This is a genomic window from Bradyrhizobium sp. 521_C7_N1_3, from assembly GCF_052075975.1.
Lineage (GTDB): Bacteria > Pseudomonadota > Alphaproteobacteria > Rhizobiales > Xanthobacteraceae > Bradyrhizobium > Bradyrhizobium japonicum.
Genome location: NZ_CP197232.1, coordinates 1571863 through 1587561, shown reverse-complemented (window position 1 = coordinate 1587561; position 15699 = coordinate 1571863). Strand labels below are relative to the sequence as shown.

The following is a 15699-nucleotide window of genomic DNA, read 5'->3' as shown; positions in this document are numbered from 1 at the left end:
GCCAACCCCTTGCACTGCTCCACTCACGCGCACGCGCAGTCGCTTTCGATCGCAGGTGGCTGCGGCGCTCATCGCCTTGCGTCCTCTAAGGCGCGTCTCTGACGGCGCGCCTGCCTGTTGATCCAGGCGTAGAGCGCGCCAAAGCCCTCGCCAGTACGAGCCGAAACGACAAGCACGTCAATCTTTGGGTTGACCCGTCTGGCATACTCAGAGCTGGCCCCGGTTGTTTGGACAGCGCCCCGCTGGATTTAAGTGGATTCCTGCCGGGTTATGCTGAACGCGGGGCTTTACGATTTTGTCGTTGCGTCGGGAGGGCGTAGCCCGACCAGAGCGACGACAAAATCGTCGGCGACGGTCATGCGGCCATTGCGGAGATAAACTTCTTCGTATTTGACCGTGCGCCAGAGCCGCTCGACAAACACGTTGTCGCGCCAGGCGCCCTTGCCGTCCATGCTGATGGCGATCTTCGCGTCCAGCAGCACATCGGTGAACTCGAGGCTGGTGAACTGGCTGCCCTGGTCCGTGTTGAAAATCGCGGGCCTGCCGTGCTTCGCCAACGCCTCCTGGACCGCTTCGACGCAGAAGGCCGCCTCCATTGTGATCGAGACGCGATGGGCCAGGACCCGTCGGCTGAACACATCGACGACCGCCGCGAGATAGACGAAGCCACGCCGCATCGGAATGTAGGTGATGTCCATTGCCCACGCATGGTCGGGCCGCTCGATCTTCAATCCGCGCAACAGGTACGGGTAGATCTTGTGACCCGGAGCCGGCTTGCTCGTGTTCGGGCGACGATAGACCGCCTCGATCCCCATGCGCTTCATCAGCGTCGCGATGTGGCGGCGACCGGCGTATACCCCCTCCCGCCGCAGCAACGATCGCAGCATACGCGCTCCCGCGAAGGGATAATCGAGATGCAGCTCATCGAGCCGACGCATCAAGGCAAGGTCCTCGGCCGAAACTGGCCGAGGTTCATAGTAGACCGTGCTGCGAGCCAGCTTCAGGACCTTCGCCTGGCGCACGATAGAAAGATCATGACCGCGGTCGATCATCGCTTTGCGCTCAGCAGGCCCGCCTTGGTGAGCGCGCCGGACAAAAAATCGTTTTCCAACGCCAGCTCGCCGATCTTGGCATGCAACGCCTTCAAATCGACCGGCGTCTCGGCCGATGTCTTGTCATGCCCAAACACGCCGGCGGCGCCTTCCAGGAGCTGGTTTTTCCAGATCGTGATCTGGTTCGGATGAACATCAAACAGTTGCGCCAGCTCCGCCAGTGTCTTGTCTCCTTTGACCGCAGCCAAAGCAACCTTCGCCTTGAATGCCGGAGAATGCGTCCGGCGGCTCTTCTTCGTCATCTTCGCTCCTGATTCGCAGCAAGAATCCTCGCCGCTGTCAGGCAGAAAATCCACTCAAGCTACTGTCCGAATTTGCGAGGCCAGCTCTCTCGATGGTCTTTTCCAAATCGAATTCAAGCAGCGGCGCCAGATCGATCTTGTTGATCACCACGAGGGATGAAGCAGCAAACATATCAGGACATTTGAGGGGCTTGTCTTCACCTTTCGTAATCGAGAACACCACGATCTTGCAGGCCTCGCCAAGATCGAAGGCAGCGGGACAGATCAGATTACCGACGTTCTCGATGAAGAGAATGCCGCCTGAAAGCAGGGGCAAGCGGCGATAAGCTCCGCCGATCATTGCAGCATCGAGATGACAATTCTTGCCGGTATTGATTTGAACGGCTGGCACGCCGACAGCCTGAATACGTTCAGCGTCGTTCGAGGTCTGCTGGTCGCTTCGATGACACCGACCGGGCGGCTGCGCTTGAGCTCGGACGCGGCACGGACCAGCAGCGTCGTTTTACCTGCACCGGGACTGGATAAAAGATTAAACACGAGAACGTCATCGGCAAGGAAGAGGGCCCGGTTGACCGCCGCAATCCCATTATTCTTGCCCAGGATATCGCGCTCGATCTCGATGACCTGCTTTCCGCTCATGCCCCCGACCCTTGAATCAGCCGAGCCGGCGCCGCCGCTCGGAAGCGGCTGTATGCCATGTGCCTGATGGTGGGCCGGCCGGCGAAGAGGAGAATGGCCATCGCAAGAGTCCCGCACATGGTCATTGTATCGCTCGTGGCTCTTCGCATCATTTGTCCTCGAGTGTTTGGTCGTCGGTGTACCTTCCGTGCAGCCGCAAACGGTACACATCAATCGATCTCCAGCGCTTTCACGCGCATCTGTTCGCCCGCGGTTACCTGCAACTGATAACTGCCGCAGCAAGGACAGCAATCACCCCGGCGTGCAATTTCAACGCTCTTCGAACAGCTCATGCACCAGGCAACGCCCGGTAGTTCAACGATATTAAGCGCGGCGCCTTCGGCAACGGTCCGCATTGCAGCGACAGCAAAGCAGAACCTGATCGCTTCAGGCGCGGCATGACTCAGCGTTCCCAATTCCAAACAGACGCTCCGCACCCGCGAAGAGGATCGCTCCCGTACCTTCTCCTCGACGATCTGAATGATCCCCATGCAAATGGCCATTTCATGCATCGTGAAATTCACGAAAATTGAGAGTGAACCCGACGCACGGATCCAGCGACGCAATCACCGCGTGGACTGCATCACAGCGCCGCGGAGCTGTCAGCACGGCGCCCTGCAGGTTCCGTACAAGCGGTCCGCGCTTATGGAAATTCCACTCCGTCGGCGCCAGGAATTCGAAGCGAGATATCCGGCCGTGAGCGTCAAGCTCAACAGCGTGGTAGAGACGTCCCCTGGCGCATTCGACCGCGGCCGCTGCACGACCGGGCCCAAGCTTATATCTTTCGATAATCCCATGCTCTGCGGTATCCGGCTGAGCGCCGGCCTCAAGCCAGGCACATAGCCCGGACGATTTCAACTATTCTGGCCATCAGCCGCTCGGCCGCACCGAAGGGTCTCAGCAAGAACCGATCCCGGGTCATTTGGCGCGCCCAAGGACCCGTCTCGGGCACATGTCCTTCCAGATCCGGACAATCGCAAAACGTCGAATCATCCCCGAGCAATCGCTTCGCGATGTTGAAGTCGTCAGCAGCGGACAGGAACGAGTATGCTGCCGGAGCCGACTTCAAGCCGGCCTCATGAAGCGCCGCGACGCGAAGCGACAGTGGGCTGCCGGACCTGAGCGCGCGTCCCTCATTCGGTACGCCCAGCGCGGCCAGCGCCGCCGCGATCCGCGCTGTTGCTTCCCGTTGAGGGGGGGCACGAGGCTCGCTGGGCGGAGCGAACAAGCGCTGACAATTCCGACATCAGGGAGCGGATTGCTGCCGCACTGGCGACCTCTAGCGTGAGATGTCCGGCAAATAGGCCCCGTGCCAAATCCATGATGCGCTCGGTAACGATCAGCGCAATACGATGCTGTTTTTTTTGCGAGGGTGATCACTTCGTCGCGCGCCGTTTCGATCGCGGTCAACAGTGCGGTTTGCTGCGCAGCGGCACATAACGCGAAGAGCCGCGGCACTGCGTTGAGCAGTGACGAGGCCTGCTTTCCGGCGAATATCCGACCCAGCGGCGGCCGGACTCGCGGCTGGATCTCGACCGAGGCGACTACGTCGGCAGCTAGCAATACGCGGACATGGATTTTGTTGCTTGCAGTGAGGTTCATGCGCAATGCTGCCCCCTCCCCCCGCGCAAGCTATGATCCATCCGAAGGCGCCGTCTGTGGGATCGCAACTGATGTCGAGTGCCCGAGCGCATCATGTGAAGTACGCCTCGAGAATTTCCTGCACGCGTCCGGCAGAGTCCTGGAAATCCTCGTCGGCAGCCAACGCAACAATCGGCACGCCCCCGACCTCCACCGTATCAAGGATGATGTTGTCCGTAGAATTGAAGAACTGCACGGACCAAACATTCCTAGTCCCGGTCGCCTGCACTCTGCAGGCACCGTAGCCCCGCAACATGAGTTGGACGGGTCCGTTGCCCAAGCTTTGCTGCAGGAATGTCAAGTCGACAACGCTCATTGGCAGTAACGTCAGATTGATGACATGCGCATTCATGCAAAATTGCCAGACGCTGGCCCGCTCGCGTATTTCGGCCAGCACCGGTTGAACGTTCATCGCGCCATCCGGCGGCGTGTCAATCAGAAGTTCGGTTGATGTCAGGTCAGTTGCGGCACGCCGGACAATCTGCGGAATCGCTCCAACCTCGACATATTCGTGCGCCGGTTCGGTTCCGATGCGCACGCGCCAGATTCCGGCATGCACGGACTCCCGGATTTGTGCCAAACTGCCGTCCGGCAACGCAACCACCCGGTCACCTCGCCTTCCCCGAGCAATTCGTCAATCAGCTTGCGCTCGGCATCGCTGAAATTTGCGAGTCCGTACAATTGTGTCGGATCACCGCTTCTCTGACCCCCAACAGCAGCAGCGACATTTGACATTAGCAGGGCAGCGTTCGGATACTTCCTTGCACGTTCGTCGCAAACCCGCCAAACGCGATTGACAAGCGCACTTGTCGCGCCGCGATAGAATACATCGAGAGTTCCAGAACCTGTGGTAAAGCCGCTCGCCGCGCGGCCGGCGCCGCCAGATACAACGGGGATCGCTGCTTTCACGATGCGATGTTCCATTGTCTGTGTCGAGGGGTATTGCACTTGCCGGCGTCGGTGCTGCCGGCGAGTGCCCAAAGGATCGGTGAGGAGATGCGGTTGATCGTGAGCAAACGATCCGGTCTCTTGCCGATCAGGCAGAGTATATTGTTCCTCGGGGATAGGCGCGGCGTCGACAGTCTACGCTGGCCGGGCCGGCCGGTCAGTGTGCCACCAGGGCCGCGCGAGGGTGCTTCACTGATCCGCAGAATATGTAGGGGATCAGCCGCCGGCAGCGGCATCAAGGTCGCCTTCCTGGGAACGTGCGCGACCAGGCGCGCATCGGCGCTAACGCCCTCCACGTCGTCGGACGGAGCGGGCCGTGTCAGAGCATGCTGAGCCGGCTGCAACTTCATCACACTCCTCTCTGATCATGATCGGTTCTGCCAGCATGGCGGTTAGCAAGGCGCATGCCAATCATCTCTAGGTGCGCGAGTCGCGTTCGACCCAACGGCGTAGCGCCTGACGTTGTCCAAGCCGATGGTCCTGCGACTGGAATCCGGTCTATGAACCCCAGCCGGTGCAAGGGAGCGGAAGCGCTAGCGTAGGTGCTCCGGCAATTGCGGCTCGTGACCGATCAAGTCCGCAAAGAAGCGATCGCAGCTCTGACCGTTGAGGCTGGCCTCAAGCCCGTCAAGTGCTTTGCAGATCAGCCTTGCTTCGTTTTCGTCCAGGAGCCGCACTGCGCTGTCGATATGAACGAGCACCTTGGCGCCGGCCCGTACATCAGCGAGCAGCACGACGGAGATGCGCCGCTGCTCATTGCCATACTCGCATAACGCGGTGACACCGTCGGTCTCGACAATCGTCATTGGCAAGCCAAGGCACATAATCAGCCGCAGGCCGCTAGATCGGCTCTGCCTTTCATTTCATAATTCGCATGGTCAATATTGTTCGCCAACAGCCGTTCTGATGCAGGCAGCGGCGCACTCCGCGGTTTTGCCGGCGAGTCCCACTGCTCTAGGAGCTTACAGGCCAGTCTAATCGCGGGGGGAATCTGAAAGCGCACCGGCGCGGTCAGCGGACCGCCCCAATTCTCCAGATCCATCGGCTGGCAGCCGATAAGAGCGAGCTCTCGCGGGCGGCGGCCAAGCAAATCGGCCGCGCTCAAGACCTCCTGGAAGCCCATCTAATGCAGGCTCACCTTCTTGGCCCCCGTGAATTTTGGCACTTCGTCATCTCGTACAAGCTCCAACTGCCCGGGCAGCAATCCATAGTCGATGGCGTCGAACACGATCAGGCAGTCGGCCCCCTCAAGAAAACTAACGAGGTAGAGCCCCTGGGTGCCGCCATCGAGAACGGTGACGTATCATCGACCGCGTAGCTACGATGAAACTCCTCGACCGCACGCACACCGAATCCCTCATCGGCCCACAGAATATTGCCAATGCCGAGCACCAAAATCCGCTTTTTCTCTGTTGAATTGAGCATCCGCTTCCCAGTCAATCGCCAAACCAATGCTCACCTACTTGATAGAAGGGAAGCTGCGGCGCGACACGACGTCGTCCCAGAGCACCGCGTAGATGTGGACCAGCGCGAACATCACGATCACCCACAGGCCGAGATGATGCCAGGTGTGAAAGTCCTGGCTGTTCGGCCAGAGTGAAAACACCCAGCCGAACACCTTGTACTGCCAGCTGTCAGTACCGGCACCTTGCCCGTAAAGTGCAAAGCCGGTGACGACCATGAACGTGATCGTCTGCGTAAACATGAAGAACATTGCTAGCTGAGCAAGGCGGTTGTGCCCGAGGCCCCTTTCAGGCTCAACCGCAAGGAACGAATACCGGCGAATCTCGTGGTGCAACTCCCGCCAAAAGCACCGGCGCCAAAGCGGCACGCAAAAGATCTGCATGGCGTGCGCGTTTCCCATCAAGGCCCAGTAGATACGCAGAAGAAAGCCGGCGCTGAGTACATATCCCGCCGAGAAATGAGCAAAGCGGATATAGCCGAATAGAAAACCGCCGCTTGCCATTCCCCATATCGCCGGTGTCCCGGTTCCAATAAGATAGCCTGTTAAACTCAGTACCAGAATCGCGGCTGCATTAGCCCAATGCCAGAGTCGCACCAGCGCATAAATGTGGGCGGTGCCCCCACGGATGCTGCGACCAGCCAGTGCCGCATCGGCGGCGGCAAGAAACTTCTGAGCCCTGTTCCGCATGGGCCTAACGAACTCTAATTGAGGCCATTTCTTGACCCTCATGACTCATCACGTGCGTCGAGCAAGCCAAGCACGGATCAAAGGAGTGGATGGTGCGCAAAATCTCCAACGGGCGCTGCGGATCGGCCATCGGAGTGCCGATCAGCGAAGCTTCAAAAGCGCCAATATTGCCGCTTGAATCGCGAGGAGATCCGTTCCATGTCGTCGGCACGACACATTGATAGTTGTCAATCTTAGCGTCCTTGATCGTAATCCAGTGCCCGAGCGCACCGCGAGGCGCCTCAGTGAACCCGTAGCCTTTGGCTTCCTTGCGCCAGGTTTCCGGCCTCCACCTGCTGATATCGGCAGTTGCCGTGTTGCCCGCCTTGATGTTGATTACCAGCTTATCCTGGAAATGGCGCATCTGATGCGCCGCCCATTGGCATTCGAGCGCCCGCGCCGCAGTACGGCCAAGGGTCGAGAACAGCGCAGTCACGGGAAGATTGAGCCCCTTGAGCAGTCTCTCGGCGGGCTCCTTGAACTCGGCTTTGCCTTGCGCATAACCGATAATGTATCGGGCCAACGGCCCAACCTCCACGGCGCGGCCGCGCCATCGCGGCGCTTTGATCCAGGAATATTTGCCGCCTTCGTCGAGTTCTTTAATATCTGTCTTGCTGCCTTTGAGTTTTGGCCCAAGTTCAAAACTCGGCTCGGTGATACCATCCCAGGGAAGCAGTCCGCAGCAATGGCCGGGGTATTTATACCATGAATGCGCGACGAATTCCTGGATCTGTTCGGGATCACCATGGTCGATCGGCAATATCTCCTTGAGATTGCCATCAAGAATGACCCCGCGCGGCAGCTTGAAACTCTCGCCGGAACAGTCATTGGCCTTTTCGGGGATATCGCCATAGGACATCACGCTTTTGCTCGAAAGACCGCCGCCGTGGAGCCAGTCCTTATAGTACGAAAAGATCGCGGCAATGTCGGGCAGATAGACCTGCTCGACAAACTCGATCGAACGGTCGATGATGGAGGATATAATGTTCAGTCGCTCCATGCCGATTGCGCCCACCGCTCCGATTCCGTCGATGTTGATCGCGCACGGCACGCCGCCCACCAGCCAATTTGGATGCGGGTTCTTGCCGCCATAAATCGCTTGGGTTTTGACGATCTCCTTCTGGAAGTCGAGTGCTTCAAGATAATGAGCTACCGCTATCAGGTTCGCTTCCGGTGGCAGTTTGTAGGCCGGATGCCCCCAATAGCCATTCTTGAACGGACCGAGTTGCCCTGATCCGAAGAATTTGCCGAGCCGGATCTGTAGATCCTTGAAATAGCCAGGGGATGACAGCGGCCAGGGCGAGATAGATTGCGCCAGTGTAGAGGTCGACTTGGGATCGTCCTTGAGGGCGGAGACCACGTCGACCCAATCCAACGAATGGAGGTGATAGAAATGTACGAGGTGATCATGCACGAGCAGGCACAGCTGCATGATGTTGCGGATCGAATTTGCATTCTCCGGAATCGTAATTCCTAGTGCATTTTCAACCGCGCGCACGGAGGTGAGCGCATGGGTACCGGTGCAGACCCCGCAAATCCGCTCGGTGAACGCCCATGCGTCGCGCGGATCGCGCCCACGCAGGATGACTTCGATGCCACGCCAAATCGTCCCGCTTGAGACTGCATTGCGGATCACATTGTCGGAATCGAGATTAGCTTCGATGCGCAGGTGGCCTTCGATGCGAGTCAGCGGATCGATAACGATTCGCTTGCCGGAACGATCGAGATTGAACCCATTCGGCGTCTGGACGGCCACCGTCGTTACCTCCTCAACTCGGCTTGCCTTTGTGGGCAGGGCGATCCGGCCGGTGCCTCAACCGCTTCGCGGCGGTGACCGCCGCGTGGGCAGCGACCGCTAGCCCCACCACGCCGGCAGCGGCCATGCCGATCTCGTCGGCGTTCTGCTCGATGCCGAACTGCTTGATGGTCGTGAGTCGGTCGTAAAATGACCCTTTATCCCAGAAGCCATCTTCGGAGCAGCCGAGACAGCCGTGGCCGGATTGAATGGGAAATGAAACGCCGCCGTTCCACCGAAGGGCCGAACAGGCATTGTAGGTGGTTGGTCCCTTGCAGCCCAACTTGTACAAGCAATAGCCCTTGCGTGCGTTGGTGTCGTCCCACTCTTCGACGAATTGACCAGCGTCGAAATGGGACCGCCGGTAGCACTTATCGTGAATGCGCTCGGAATAAAACATACTTGGACGCCCTTGGTGATCAAGCTTTGGAAGCTTTCCGAACGTGGTAATGAAAGTCACGAGGCCGCTCATGACCTCTGCGATCGGCGGGCCCCCGGGCACCTTGATGAAGGGCCTGTTGGTGATTAACTTATCGATCGGCACCGCGCGAGTCGGATTTGGCTTGGCCGCCTGCACGCATCCCCAGGACGCACACGTGCCCCAAGCGACGATCGCCATGGACTCTTCCGCCATCGACGTGAGCTTTTCAACGAACGGCTTGCCGCCGTCAATGCAGAACATGCCACCCTCGTTCAAGGGCGGGTTACCTTCAACGGCAAGCACATATCCGCCTTTGTACCTGGCACGGGTTTCCTCCAGGATGGCCTCAGCCTGGTGTCCTGCCGCCGCCATGATCATATGGTCATAGTCGAGCGAAATCATCGACAGCAGCGCGTCCTTGATCAAGGGATGAGCCGAGCGGATAAAGCTTTCCGAGCAGCAGGTACACTCAAGCCCGTGCAGCCAGATGACGGGCACTCGCGGTTTGGTTTCCAGGGCGTGCGCAATACTGCTTGCACCAAGCCCCAAGCTCGCGGCCGTGAAACTGCAGAATTTAAGGAAACTGCGACGCGTGATACCCTGTCGTCTGATCACGCCGTAGAAGGTTTCCGTTGCATCACCCATGAAACCTTCCAAGCGAGTTGTCGCCAGCGTTACGATTGGTGATGTTCGGCAAGAAACAAGCCAGCAGAGCGAAACACCTGAAAGATAACAAGCCACCGCTTTAAGATTTTCGGCTTGTCGAATCCGGCCAGCGTCCCAGAAGCTAGGCCATTGATCTGCTACGCTATTGGTGTCCAGTTTTCGACGTCGATGTGAGCACTTTAACAAATCAAGCCGATCGTTCACCGCTGAAGGGAACTACGCTCCTGCAGGCGGCACTCATGATGCCGATTGTTGAATAGAATTGGTTCAGTCGACGGGCACCACATTGCCCGGCCTCAATCAGACTTGCCGATCGCTGACCAACGGTGCGTTAAAGCGCTCATAATCGAACCTAATGCAGGCAGCACGTACCAACGCGGTTGCCGAGCAAGGAACAGAGCCCGCAAGGGACTGAGAATGTGGTGCGCACGTTGGCTTGACTTTAGGTCTGATTTGATCCGATCTGCCCCTGGTTCCAAGGGGCTCGTCGCCTACGGGGCTGTGCGCGGCGACAGGCTGGACGTTTAGAGCGATCGCCCTGGCAAACCTAAGATGATTCGTTGCCTCGCCCGGTACAATGTCTGTCGATGATGGCTAAGGTGAAGATTGTCGCAAATGCGAACATCACCATACCAGCGGCAACCACACTTCCTCGTGCCAGCGCGGCTCTTGGACGTAGTCCACGACATAGGCCGACAACACCTTGGTGCGTCCAGGAATATTTCCGCCGATCATCATCACGACGCCGAATGTGCCTATCGTGTGAGAAAATCCAAGCACGGCCGCTTTAACGAGCTCCAGTCGCGCCAGCGGTGCGATGATAGCAACGAAGCCATACAATGGCGAAACACGCCCTGTCATTTCCAACGGGTGATCGCCAACCGCAAGAAAGGCGTTACGTATCGGCTGCACGACCAATGGCAGCGCCGAGAGCACCGATCCGACCACGATCCCGACGAAGGTAAGAGCGAGCGTGCGCTCGCCCCAGAAAGAGGCGAGAACGCCGCCGGGTCCGTCGGGGCCGAGCAGAACGAGTACGCAAAAGCCGAGAGCCGCTGGGGGTAGTACCAGCGGAAGGGCAATTAGCGCAGCGACAGCCTCGCTCAGAAAAGTCTTTGAACGCGCCAGCCACCAGGCGAGGGGCACACCAATCACGAGGAGGATCACGGTCGTCACGCTAGCGAGCTCTATCGTGAGCGCAATGGATTGCGAGATCTCTGACGAATCAAAATCCATGTGCGTCAGCCCGCCAACGAGCGCAGGTCGCCGTATCGCGATAGTGATTGCCTGCACGTCGGGCTGCCCAGCGATGTGGTGCGAATAGCCATTTGTTCGTGCGGCAGCTCGCTCTGTCCCCCAAATTTACGCGCACCGTTTCTGCGAGCAAGAGCAGCATCGCAAGGCTCATCGGCAACTCCTGTGACAAGTCCGCTTCGTCCCACCCGACGGCGGCAGCTTCTCATTTGTCATCAGCAATTCGAGTGCCACGTGCGAACAGCGGCGGCGCTATGCTTATGTGAAAGCACTTTGCGTAGACGCCGACGTCACCGTGGAGTGGACCTAACGCTTTGTCAGGTTTCTGGCATCTTTGTTTCCAAGCGGACAGCAACAGCCGCCCAACGAAAACGGCAGACTCGACTCGAGAAATGCCTGTTTGGTTTGTCGGCGGCTCAAATCCCGTGCTCGCAGGGCCGGTAGCTGAACCGATCGCAAGAAGCCTGCCGGTCGGCAGCTACGCAAACGAAGTAGCTGAAAACTCGTCGTAAGGCTGGTTCGGCGACGCGGCAAAGGCGCGAGGGGCCGCGAGCGACGGCCGCTCCCCTGACCGGCTTAGCTTGCACATCGTCAGCACAGGCGTGGAGACAAACGCCGCGTCATCGACGAGATTGGCCGCTTGCGGAAAAACGCAGTCATCCATCAGAGGTCCTATCCGGGCAACGCAGCTCCTAGCCAGACTTCCATTCGGTAAATTCGTTCAATCCAAAATAGCAATTTTACCAACTGCACGTACTGCTGCACGATCTCAACACTCCAGCATTCCGCTAATGCGCGCTACGCTGCAGCCTAATGTTCGACCTTGCGAACACGGCTAAGAGCACTCAAGCCGATGCCACCGAAGGGAGGCCATTGTCCGCGACTTTTTAGTCCGCCGCAGTTTGGGATTTGGTGCATATCTTGCTTAGCGAGAAAGGACAACGCAACTAAACGCCTGCCTTTGGAAAGACGCGCCGGCTCTCGGACGCGTCTTCAATCGCGCAAGGCTATAATGATTAGTCTCGTATGACACTGTCGCCTCTCACCGAGCCGCGGCACACATTCGAGTATATTCGGGAAGGAAGCGTCATGACCACCATGGCAACCGCGGCGCCTGTGCGCGCGTCGCAAGCTTGGTATAAGATACTCTACGTCCAGGTGCTGATCGCAATCCTAATTGGCGCCATGGTTGGCTGCCTATGGCCGTCTGTCGCCACAAACGACTGGGTCAAGGCGCTCGGTGATGGGTTCATCAAGCTCATCAAGATGGTGATCGCGCCCATTATTTTCTGCACCGTCACGTCTGGCATTGCGCATATTCAAGATGCCAAGAAAGTCGGGTGCGTCGGCGTCAAGGCGCTGTTCTATTTCGAGATCGTCTCCAGCTTTGCCTTGCTGTTGGGCCTTGCCATGGGCAATCTGGTCCGGATTGGCCATGGCCTTGCGGTCAAACCGGATGCTGCGGCGGTCGCCAATTACGTCAAGCAGGCGGAAGCCTCGAAAACCGTCGACTTTATTCTCAACATCATTCCCGATAGCGTGGTCGGCGCCTTCGCTCGCGGCGATGTTCTGCAGGTTCTCCTGTTCGCGATCCTTTTTGGCTTCTCGCTGATGGCGTTGGGAAAGCGTGGCGAGCGTCTGCGCGGCATGATTGACGACGTCGCGCACGCGGTGTTCGGGGTAATAGCTATTGTAATGAAAGCGGCCCCGATCGGCGCCTTCGGCGCCATGGCTTTCACAGTCGGCAAGTTCGGGCCCGCAGCACTCGGCAATCTGATCGGTCTGATCGCGCTGTTTTACGTGACTGCTGCCCTATTCGTAGTAGTCGTGCTTGGTCTGATCGCCCGCCTCGTCGGCTTTTCAATCTTCAAGTTCCTTATCTATATTAAAGACGAGCTTCTGATCGTGCTCGGTACTTCATCCTCCGAAAGCGCGCTCCCTCAATTGATGGAGAAGCTCGAGCGGCTGGGCTGCTCCAAGCCGGTGGTCGGGCTGGTGGTGCCGACTGGCTACTCCTTCAACCTTGACGGCACCAATATCTATATGACACTTGCAACATTGTTCATTGCCCAGGCACTCGGTGTCGATCTCAGCTTTGGCCAGCAGCTCACGATCCTGCTAGTAGCAATGCTAACTTCGAAGGGAGCAAGCGGCGTCACCGGCGCAGGCTTTATCACGCTCGCTGCGACATTATCGGTAGTAAACCCAGCTCTGGTGCCGGGCATGGCAATCGTGTTTTCTATCGACAAGTTCATGAGCGAGGTGCGCGCCCTCACCAACATCATCGGCAATGGCATCGCGGCTGTGTTCGTATCCTGGTGGGAAAGCGAGCTCGATCACGTGACGCTGCAGACTCGGCTCAACAAGTCCACCGCTTCCACTACTATCGACACTACAAGCACATGAGGTAGGTCCCGGATCTGAACCGCCGCCATTCGGACACGAATACTCCCCCTGCGCTCTCCGGCGCACAGCATTATTCCGCGCCGCAGCCAGGGCAGCTGCCCCTGAGAGGCTAGGGTCCAGACTCAATTGAGCCAATATGCGACGAGAGCGGCGAGATGAACAGCGGCCAAAAAATTACGGGCGAGCTTGTCATATCGCGTGGCGATGCGCCGGAAGTCCTTGAGCCTGCAAAAGCAGCGTTCGATGACATTTCGTCCTTTGTAGGCGCGTTTGTTGAAGCGATGGATGACGACACGGTTAGATTTATTGGGGATTACGGGCTTGGCGCCACGACGAATGATTTCGCCGCGAAGCTTGTCGCCATCATACCCTTTGTCGGCGAGGAGCACGCTCATGGGTGGCGCGAGCGCCAGGACATCGGGAGCCGCAGCGATATCGGCATCCTGGCCTGGAGTCAGATGCAGGACGACCGGCCGGCAGAGCGGATCGCTCAGCGCATGGATTTTTGTCGTGCGGCCTCCGCGCGAGCGGCCGATTGCTTGATTGTGCTCCCCCCTTTTCCGCCGGAGGCACACCGGTGAGCTTTAATCGAGGTCGAGTCGAGCGACAGTACGACGCCGTCTTCGCCAGGCTTGGCCAGCGCTTCGAAGATTGCGCACCATCGTCCTCGCTTGGCCCAGCGATTGAAGCGATTGTAGATCGTCGTGTAAGGGCCGTATTCACGTGGACAATCACGCCATCGTGCACCCGATTGCAGCATGTGAATGATGCCGCTGACGATGCGTCGGTCGTCGTCCCGATCCGGCCCCGTCAGTCCCCTCGGCAGATGCGGTTCGATACGCGCCCATTGCCTGTCGTTCAGCCAAAACAAACCAGCGCGCATTCTCTCGCCCCCGAATCAACACGTAGGCAAGAGAATCACGTGGCGCTATTTAGGTACAGACCCTAGTACCCGGAATCAGAGCTGAGTGATACGGCGGCCTTTGAAACGGCGTTGACGGACCTTTTTCTTGGTCCAGACGAAGGGCTCGGCTCTGTCGTTGTATGCGTTGACGTAGGCATCGATGTGTTCCTGAAGCTGCTTGAGGCTCGTGAAGGAGGTGCCGCTGAGCGACTGCCCCTGCAAGATGGAAAACCATACTTCGACCTGATTGAGCCATGACGCACTTGTCGGCGTGAAATGAAATTGCACGTTGGGGTGGGCCTTGAGCCAGTCCTCGTTCTTTTTATGGGTGTTGAGGTTGTCGAGGATGACGTGAAGCTTGCGGTTCGGAAAAGTCGCGGTGACGCTGTTCATGAAATCGAGAAACTCGACGCGGCGCCGGCGTTTTGAATGGGTCGCGATGATCTTTCCGGTGGCGACTTCGAGCGCCGCAAACAATGTTGTGGTGCCATGCCGCTTGTAATCGTGGCTTTGGCCGGTTAAGGCGCGGCCATTGGGCAACTTCAGATAACCCTGCGCTCGCTCCAAAGCCTGGATCGAGGGCTTCTCGTCCACGCACAGCACAATGGCCTTCGCCGGCGGCGCGACATAGAGGCCGACAACATCGGCGGCTTTGGCCGTAAAGTTCGGGTCGTTGCTCTCGCACCAGGACTTGCGAGCCACCAGGTCAATCTTGTGGCTGCGCAGGAACCGCCAGACATATTGGACATCGACATCGCCCAGCGCCTCGGCCAGCAGGGGGCCGGTCCAGCGCGCAAACCCTTGCGGTGGCGGCTTATCCAGCAGCTTCAGAATCCGCTTGTCGGTCGTCTTCGTATAGATCGGCTGCTTGCCAGGCCGCGGCTTGTCTTGCAGCCCTTCAAGGCCATGGTCGGCATAGCGATGCCGCCAAAGGCTGACAATCCGCGGCTGGACCCCAACTTCCTTGGCGATCGACCGGGTGCTGCGCCCATCCGCCGCCAACAGAACTATCCGCGCCCGCTTCAAATCGCGCTGCAACGTCACCGGTGAGCGACAGCACGCCTCAAGCACCTTGCGATCTTTCCTCGAAAGGTGGACTTCTCTTGCTTCGGGTATCATCCCGACCTTGAATCACGACTCACGTTCCAAGAAAAGTGGGTACTAGCGAGAAAAGAGGCAGGAGCTTTTTCAGGGTTTCGCTTTCGCACTCAAGGGCTACCGGCCATCTGAACGCTTGTGCAACATTTTTGCCAAGCCGATGACGGGACTGACGGACTAGGTATTGGTCCGCCTACGAAGATCCATATGCACGTCGCTCCACTTGCCTCACGCGATTAAGGACGACGTAGGGATCCTGCGGACGCAGCTTGTCGTTCTCGTTACGATGCGCGCTGCGTTAGCAGAGCATGGTGGGTGTGATCAGCGTGAATGGCACTCGACA

Annotated in this window: 12 protein-coding genes and 3 pseudogenes; 1 reads left to right on the top strand and 14 read right to left on the bottom strand. The window is 58.4% G+C overall.

The features are described 5' to 3' along the window. Window positions 1-368 precede the first annotated feature (368 nt). The 12 genes and pseudogenes from AB7008_RS07330 to AB7008_RS07275 all read right to left on the bottom strand — a co-directional run. Window positions 369-1354: pseudogene (locus AB7008_RS07330) on the bottom strand (IS3-like element ISRj2 family transposase); the annotation flags it as partial. A 37-nt stretch (window positions 1355-1391) separates the two neighbouring features. After that, the gene (hypB, locus tag AB7008_RS07325) at window positions 1392-1745 is read right to left on the bottom strand and encodes a hydrogenase nickel incorporation protein HypB (protein ID WP_441258651.1); all 354 of its coding nucleotides are present in this window, start codon (window positions 1743-1745) and stop codon (window positions 1392-1394) included. Continuing rightward, window positions 1691-1993, bottom strand: a complete 303-nt coding sequence (locus tag AB7008_RS07320; protein WP_014497976.1) for a hypothetical protein — start codon at window positions 1991-1993, stop codon at window positions 1691-1693. The genes hypB and AB7008_RS07320 overlap by 55 nt, the downstream gene beginning before the upstream one ends. Before the next feature lie 209 nt (window positions 1994-2202). Continuing rightward, window positions 2203-2544: a hydrogenase maturation nickel metallochaperone HypA gene (gene hypA, locus AB7008_RS07315; RefSeq protein WP_011084541.1), complete on the bottom strand. Its 342-nt coding sequence runs from the start codon at window positions 2542-2544 to the stop codon at window positions 2203-2205. Next, window positions 2537-2890, bottom strand: coding sequence for a nickel-dependent hydrogenase large subunit (locus tag AB7008_RS07310; RefSeq protein WP_014497978.1), 354 nt, complete (start codon window positions 2888-2890; stop codon window positions 2537-2539). The genes hypA and AB7008_RS07310 overlap by 8 nt, the downstream gene beginning before the upstream one ends. A gap of 835 nt (window positions 2891-3725) precedes the next feature. Then, window positions 3726-4582 (bottom strand): annotated as a pseudogene (locus AB7008_RS07305) (hydrogenase expression/formation protein). Between the two features lie 572 nt (window positions 4583-5154). Continuing rightward, a complete protein-coding gene (locus tag AB7008_RS07300) occupies window positions 5155-5445 on the bottom strand; it encodes a HypC/HybG/HupF family hydrogenase formation chaperone (protein WP_011084536.1) in 291 nt (96 codons plus the stop codon). 2 nt (window positions 5446-5447) lie between these two features. Next, window positions 5448-6046 (bottom strand): annotated as a pseudogene (locus AB7008_RS07295) (HyaD/HybD family hydrogenase maturation endopeptidase). 34 nt (window positions 6047-6080) lie between these two features. Beyond that, window positions 6081-6773 (bottom strand): Ni/Fe-hydrogenase, b-type cytochrome subunit, encoded by a 693-nt coding sequence (gene cybH / locus AB7008_RS07290; protein ID WP_014497983.1) that lies wholly within the window; start codon window positions 6771-6773, stop codon window positions 6081-6083. Between the two features lie 4 nt (window positions 6774-6777). Continuing rightward, entirely contained in the window at window positions 6778-8568 is a 1791-nt protein-coding gene (locus AB7008_RS07285; RefSeq protein ID WP_011084532.1) for a nickel-dependent hydrogenase large subunit, read from the bottom strand. 13 nt (window positions 8569-8581) lie between these two features. Beyond that, window positions 8582-9673: a hydrogenase small subunit gene (locus AB7008_RS07280; protein WP_011084531.1), complete on the bottom strand. Its 1092-nt coding sequence runs from the start codon at window positions 9671-9673 to the stop codon at window positions 8582-8584. A gap of 645 nt (window positions 9674-10318) precedes the next feature. Next, complete coding sequence (locus AB7008_RS07275) at window positions 10319-10930, bottom strand: molybdate ABC transporter permease subunit (protein WP_011084530.1); 612 nt, start codon at window positions 10928-10930, stop codon at window positions 10319-10321. Between the two features lie 1107 nt (window positions 10931-12037). Between AB7008_RS07275 and dctA the strand changes: the two genes are divergently transcribed. Beyond that, window positions 12038-13354, top strand: a complete 1317-nt coding sequence (dctA, locus tag AB7008_RS07270; RefSeq protein WP_011084529.1) for a C4-dicarboxylate transporter DctA — start codon at window positions 12038-12040, stop codon at window positions 13352-13354. A 122-nt stretch (window positions 13355-13476) separates the two neighbouring features. On the opposite strand, the gene AB7008_RS07265 is transcribed toward dctA, so the two are convergent. Together AB7008_RS07265 and AB7008_RS07260 are read right to left on the bottom strand one after the other, a co-directional pair. Continuing rightward, a protein-coding gene (locus AB7008_RS07265; RefSeq protein WP_110115998.1) for an IS5 family transposase occupies window positions 13477-14237 on the bottom strand; the annotation gives its coding sequence in 2 pieces (ribosomal slippage) (window positions 13477-13898 and window positions 13898-14237; 762 coding nt in all). Window positions 14238-14312: 75 nt separating this feature from the next. Then, window positions 14313-15377: an IS630-like element ISRj1 family transposase gene (locus AB7008_RS07260; RefSeq protein WP_011084514.1), complete on the bottom strand. Its 1065-nt coding sequence runs from the start codon at window positions 15375-15377 to the stop codon at window positions 14313-14315. Window positions 15378-15699 lie beyond the last annotated feature (322 nt).

Bases quoted from the DNA above. Each gene is read 5' to 3' on its own strand.
- AB7008_RS07320 (WP_014497976.1), bottom strand. From the start codon at position 1,993: ATGAGCGGAAAGCAGGTCATCGAGATCGAGCGCGATATCCTGGGCAAG.
- hypA (WP_011084541.1), bottom strand. From the start codon at position 2,544: ATGCATGAAATGGCCATTTGCATGGGGATCATTCAGATCGTCGAGGAG.
- AB7008_RS07300 (WP_011084536.1), bottom strand. From the start codon at position 5,445: ATGTGCCTTGGCTTGCCAATGACGATTGTCGAGACCGACGGTGTCACC.
- cybH (WP_014497983.1), bottom strand. From the start codon at position 6,773: ATGCGGAACAGGGCTCAGAAGTTTCTTGCCGCCGCCGATGCGGCACTG.
- AB7008_RS07280 (WP_011084531.1), bottom strand. From the start codon at position 9,673: ATGGGTGATGCAACGGAAACCTTCTACGGCGTGATCAGACGACAGGGT.
- AB7008_RS07275 (WP_011084530.1), bottom strand. From the start codon at position 10,930: ATGGATTTTGATTCGTCAGAGATCTCGCAATCCATTGCGCTCACGATA.
- dctA (WP_011084529.1), top strand. From the start codon at position 12,038: ATGACCACCATGGCAACCGCGGCGCCTGTGCGCGCGTCGCAAGCTTGG.
- AB7008_RS07260 (WP_011084514.1), bottom strand. From the start codon at position 15,377: ATGATACCCGAAGCAAGAGAAGTCCACCTTTCGAGGAAAGATCGCAAG.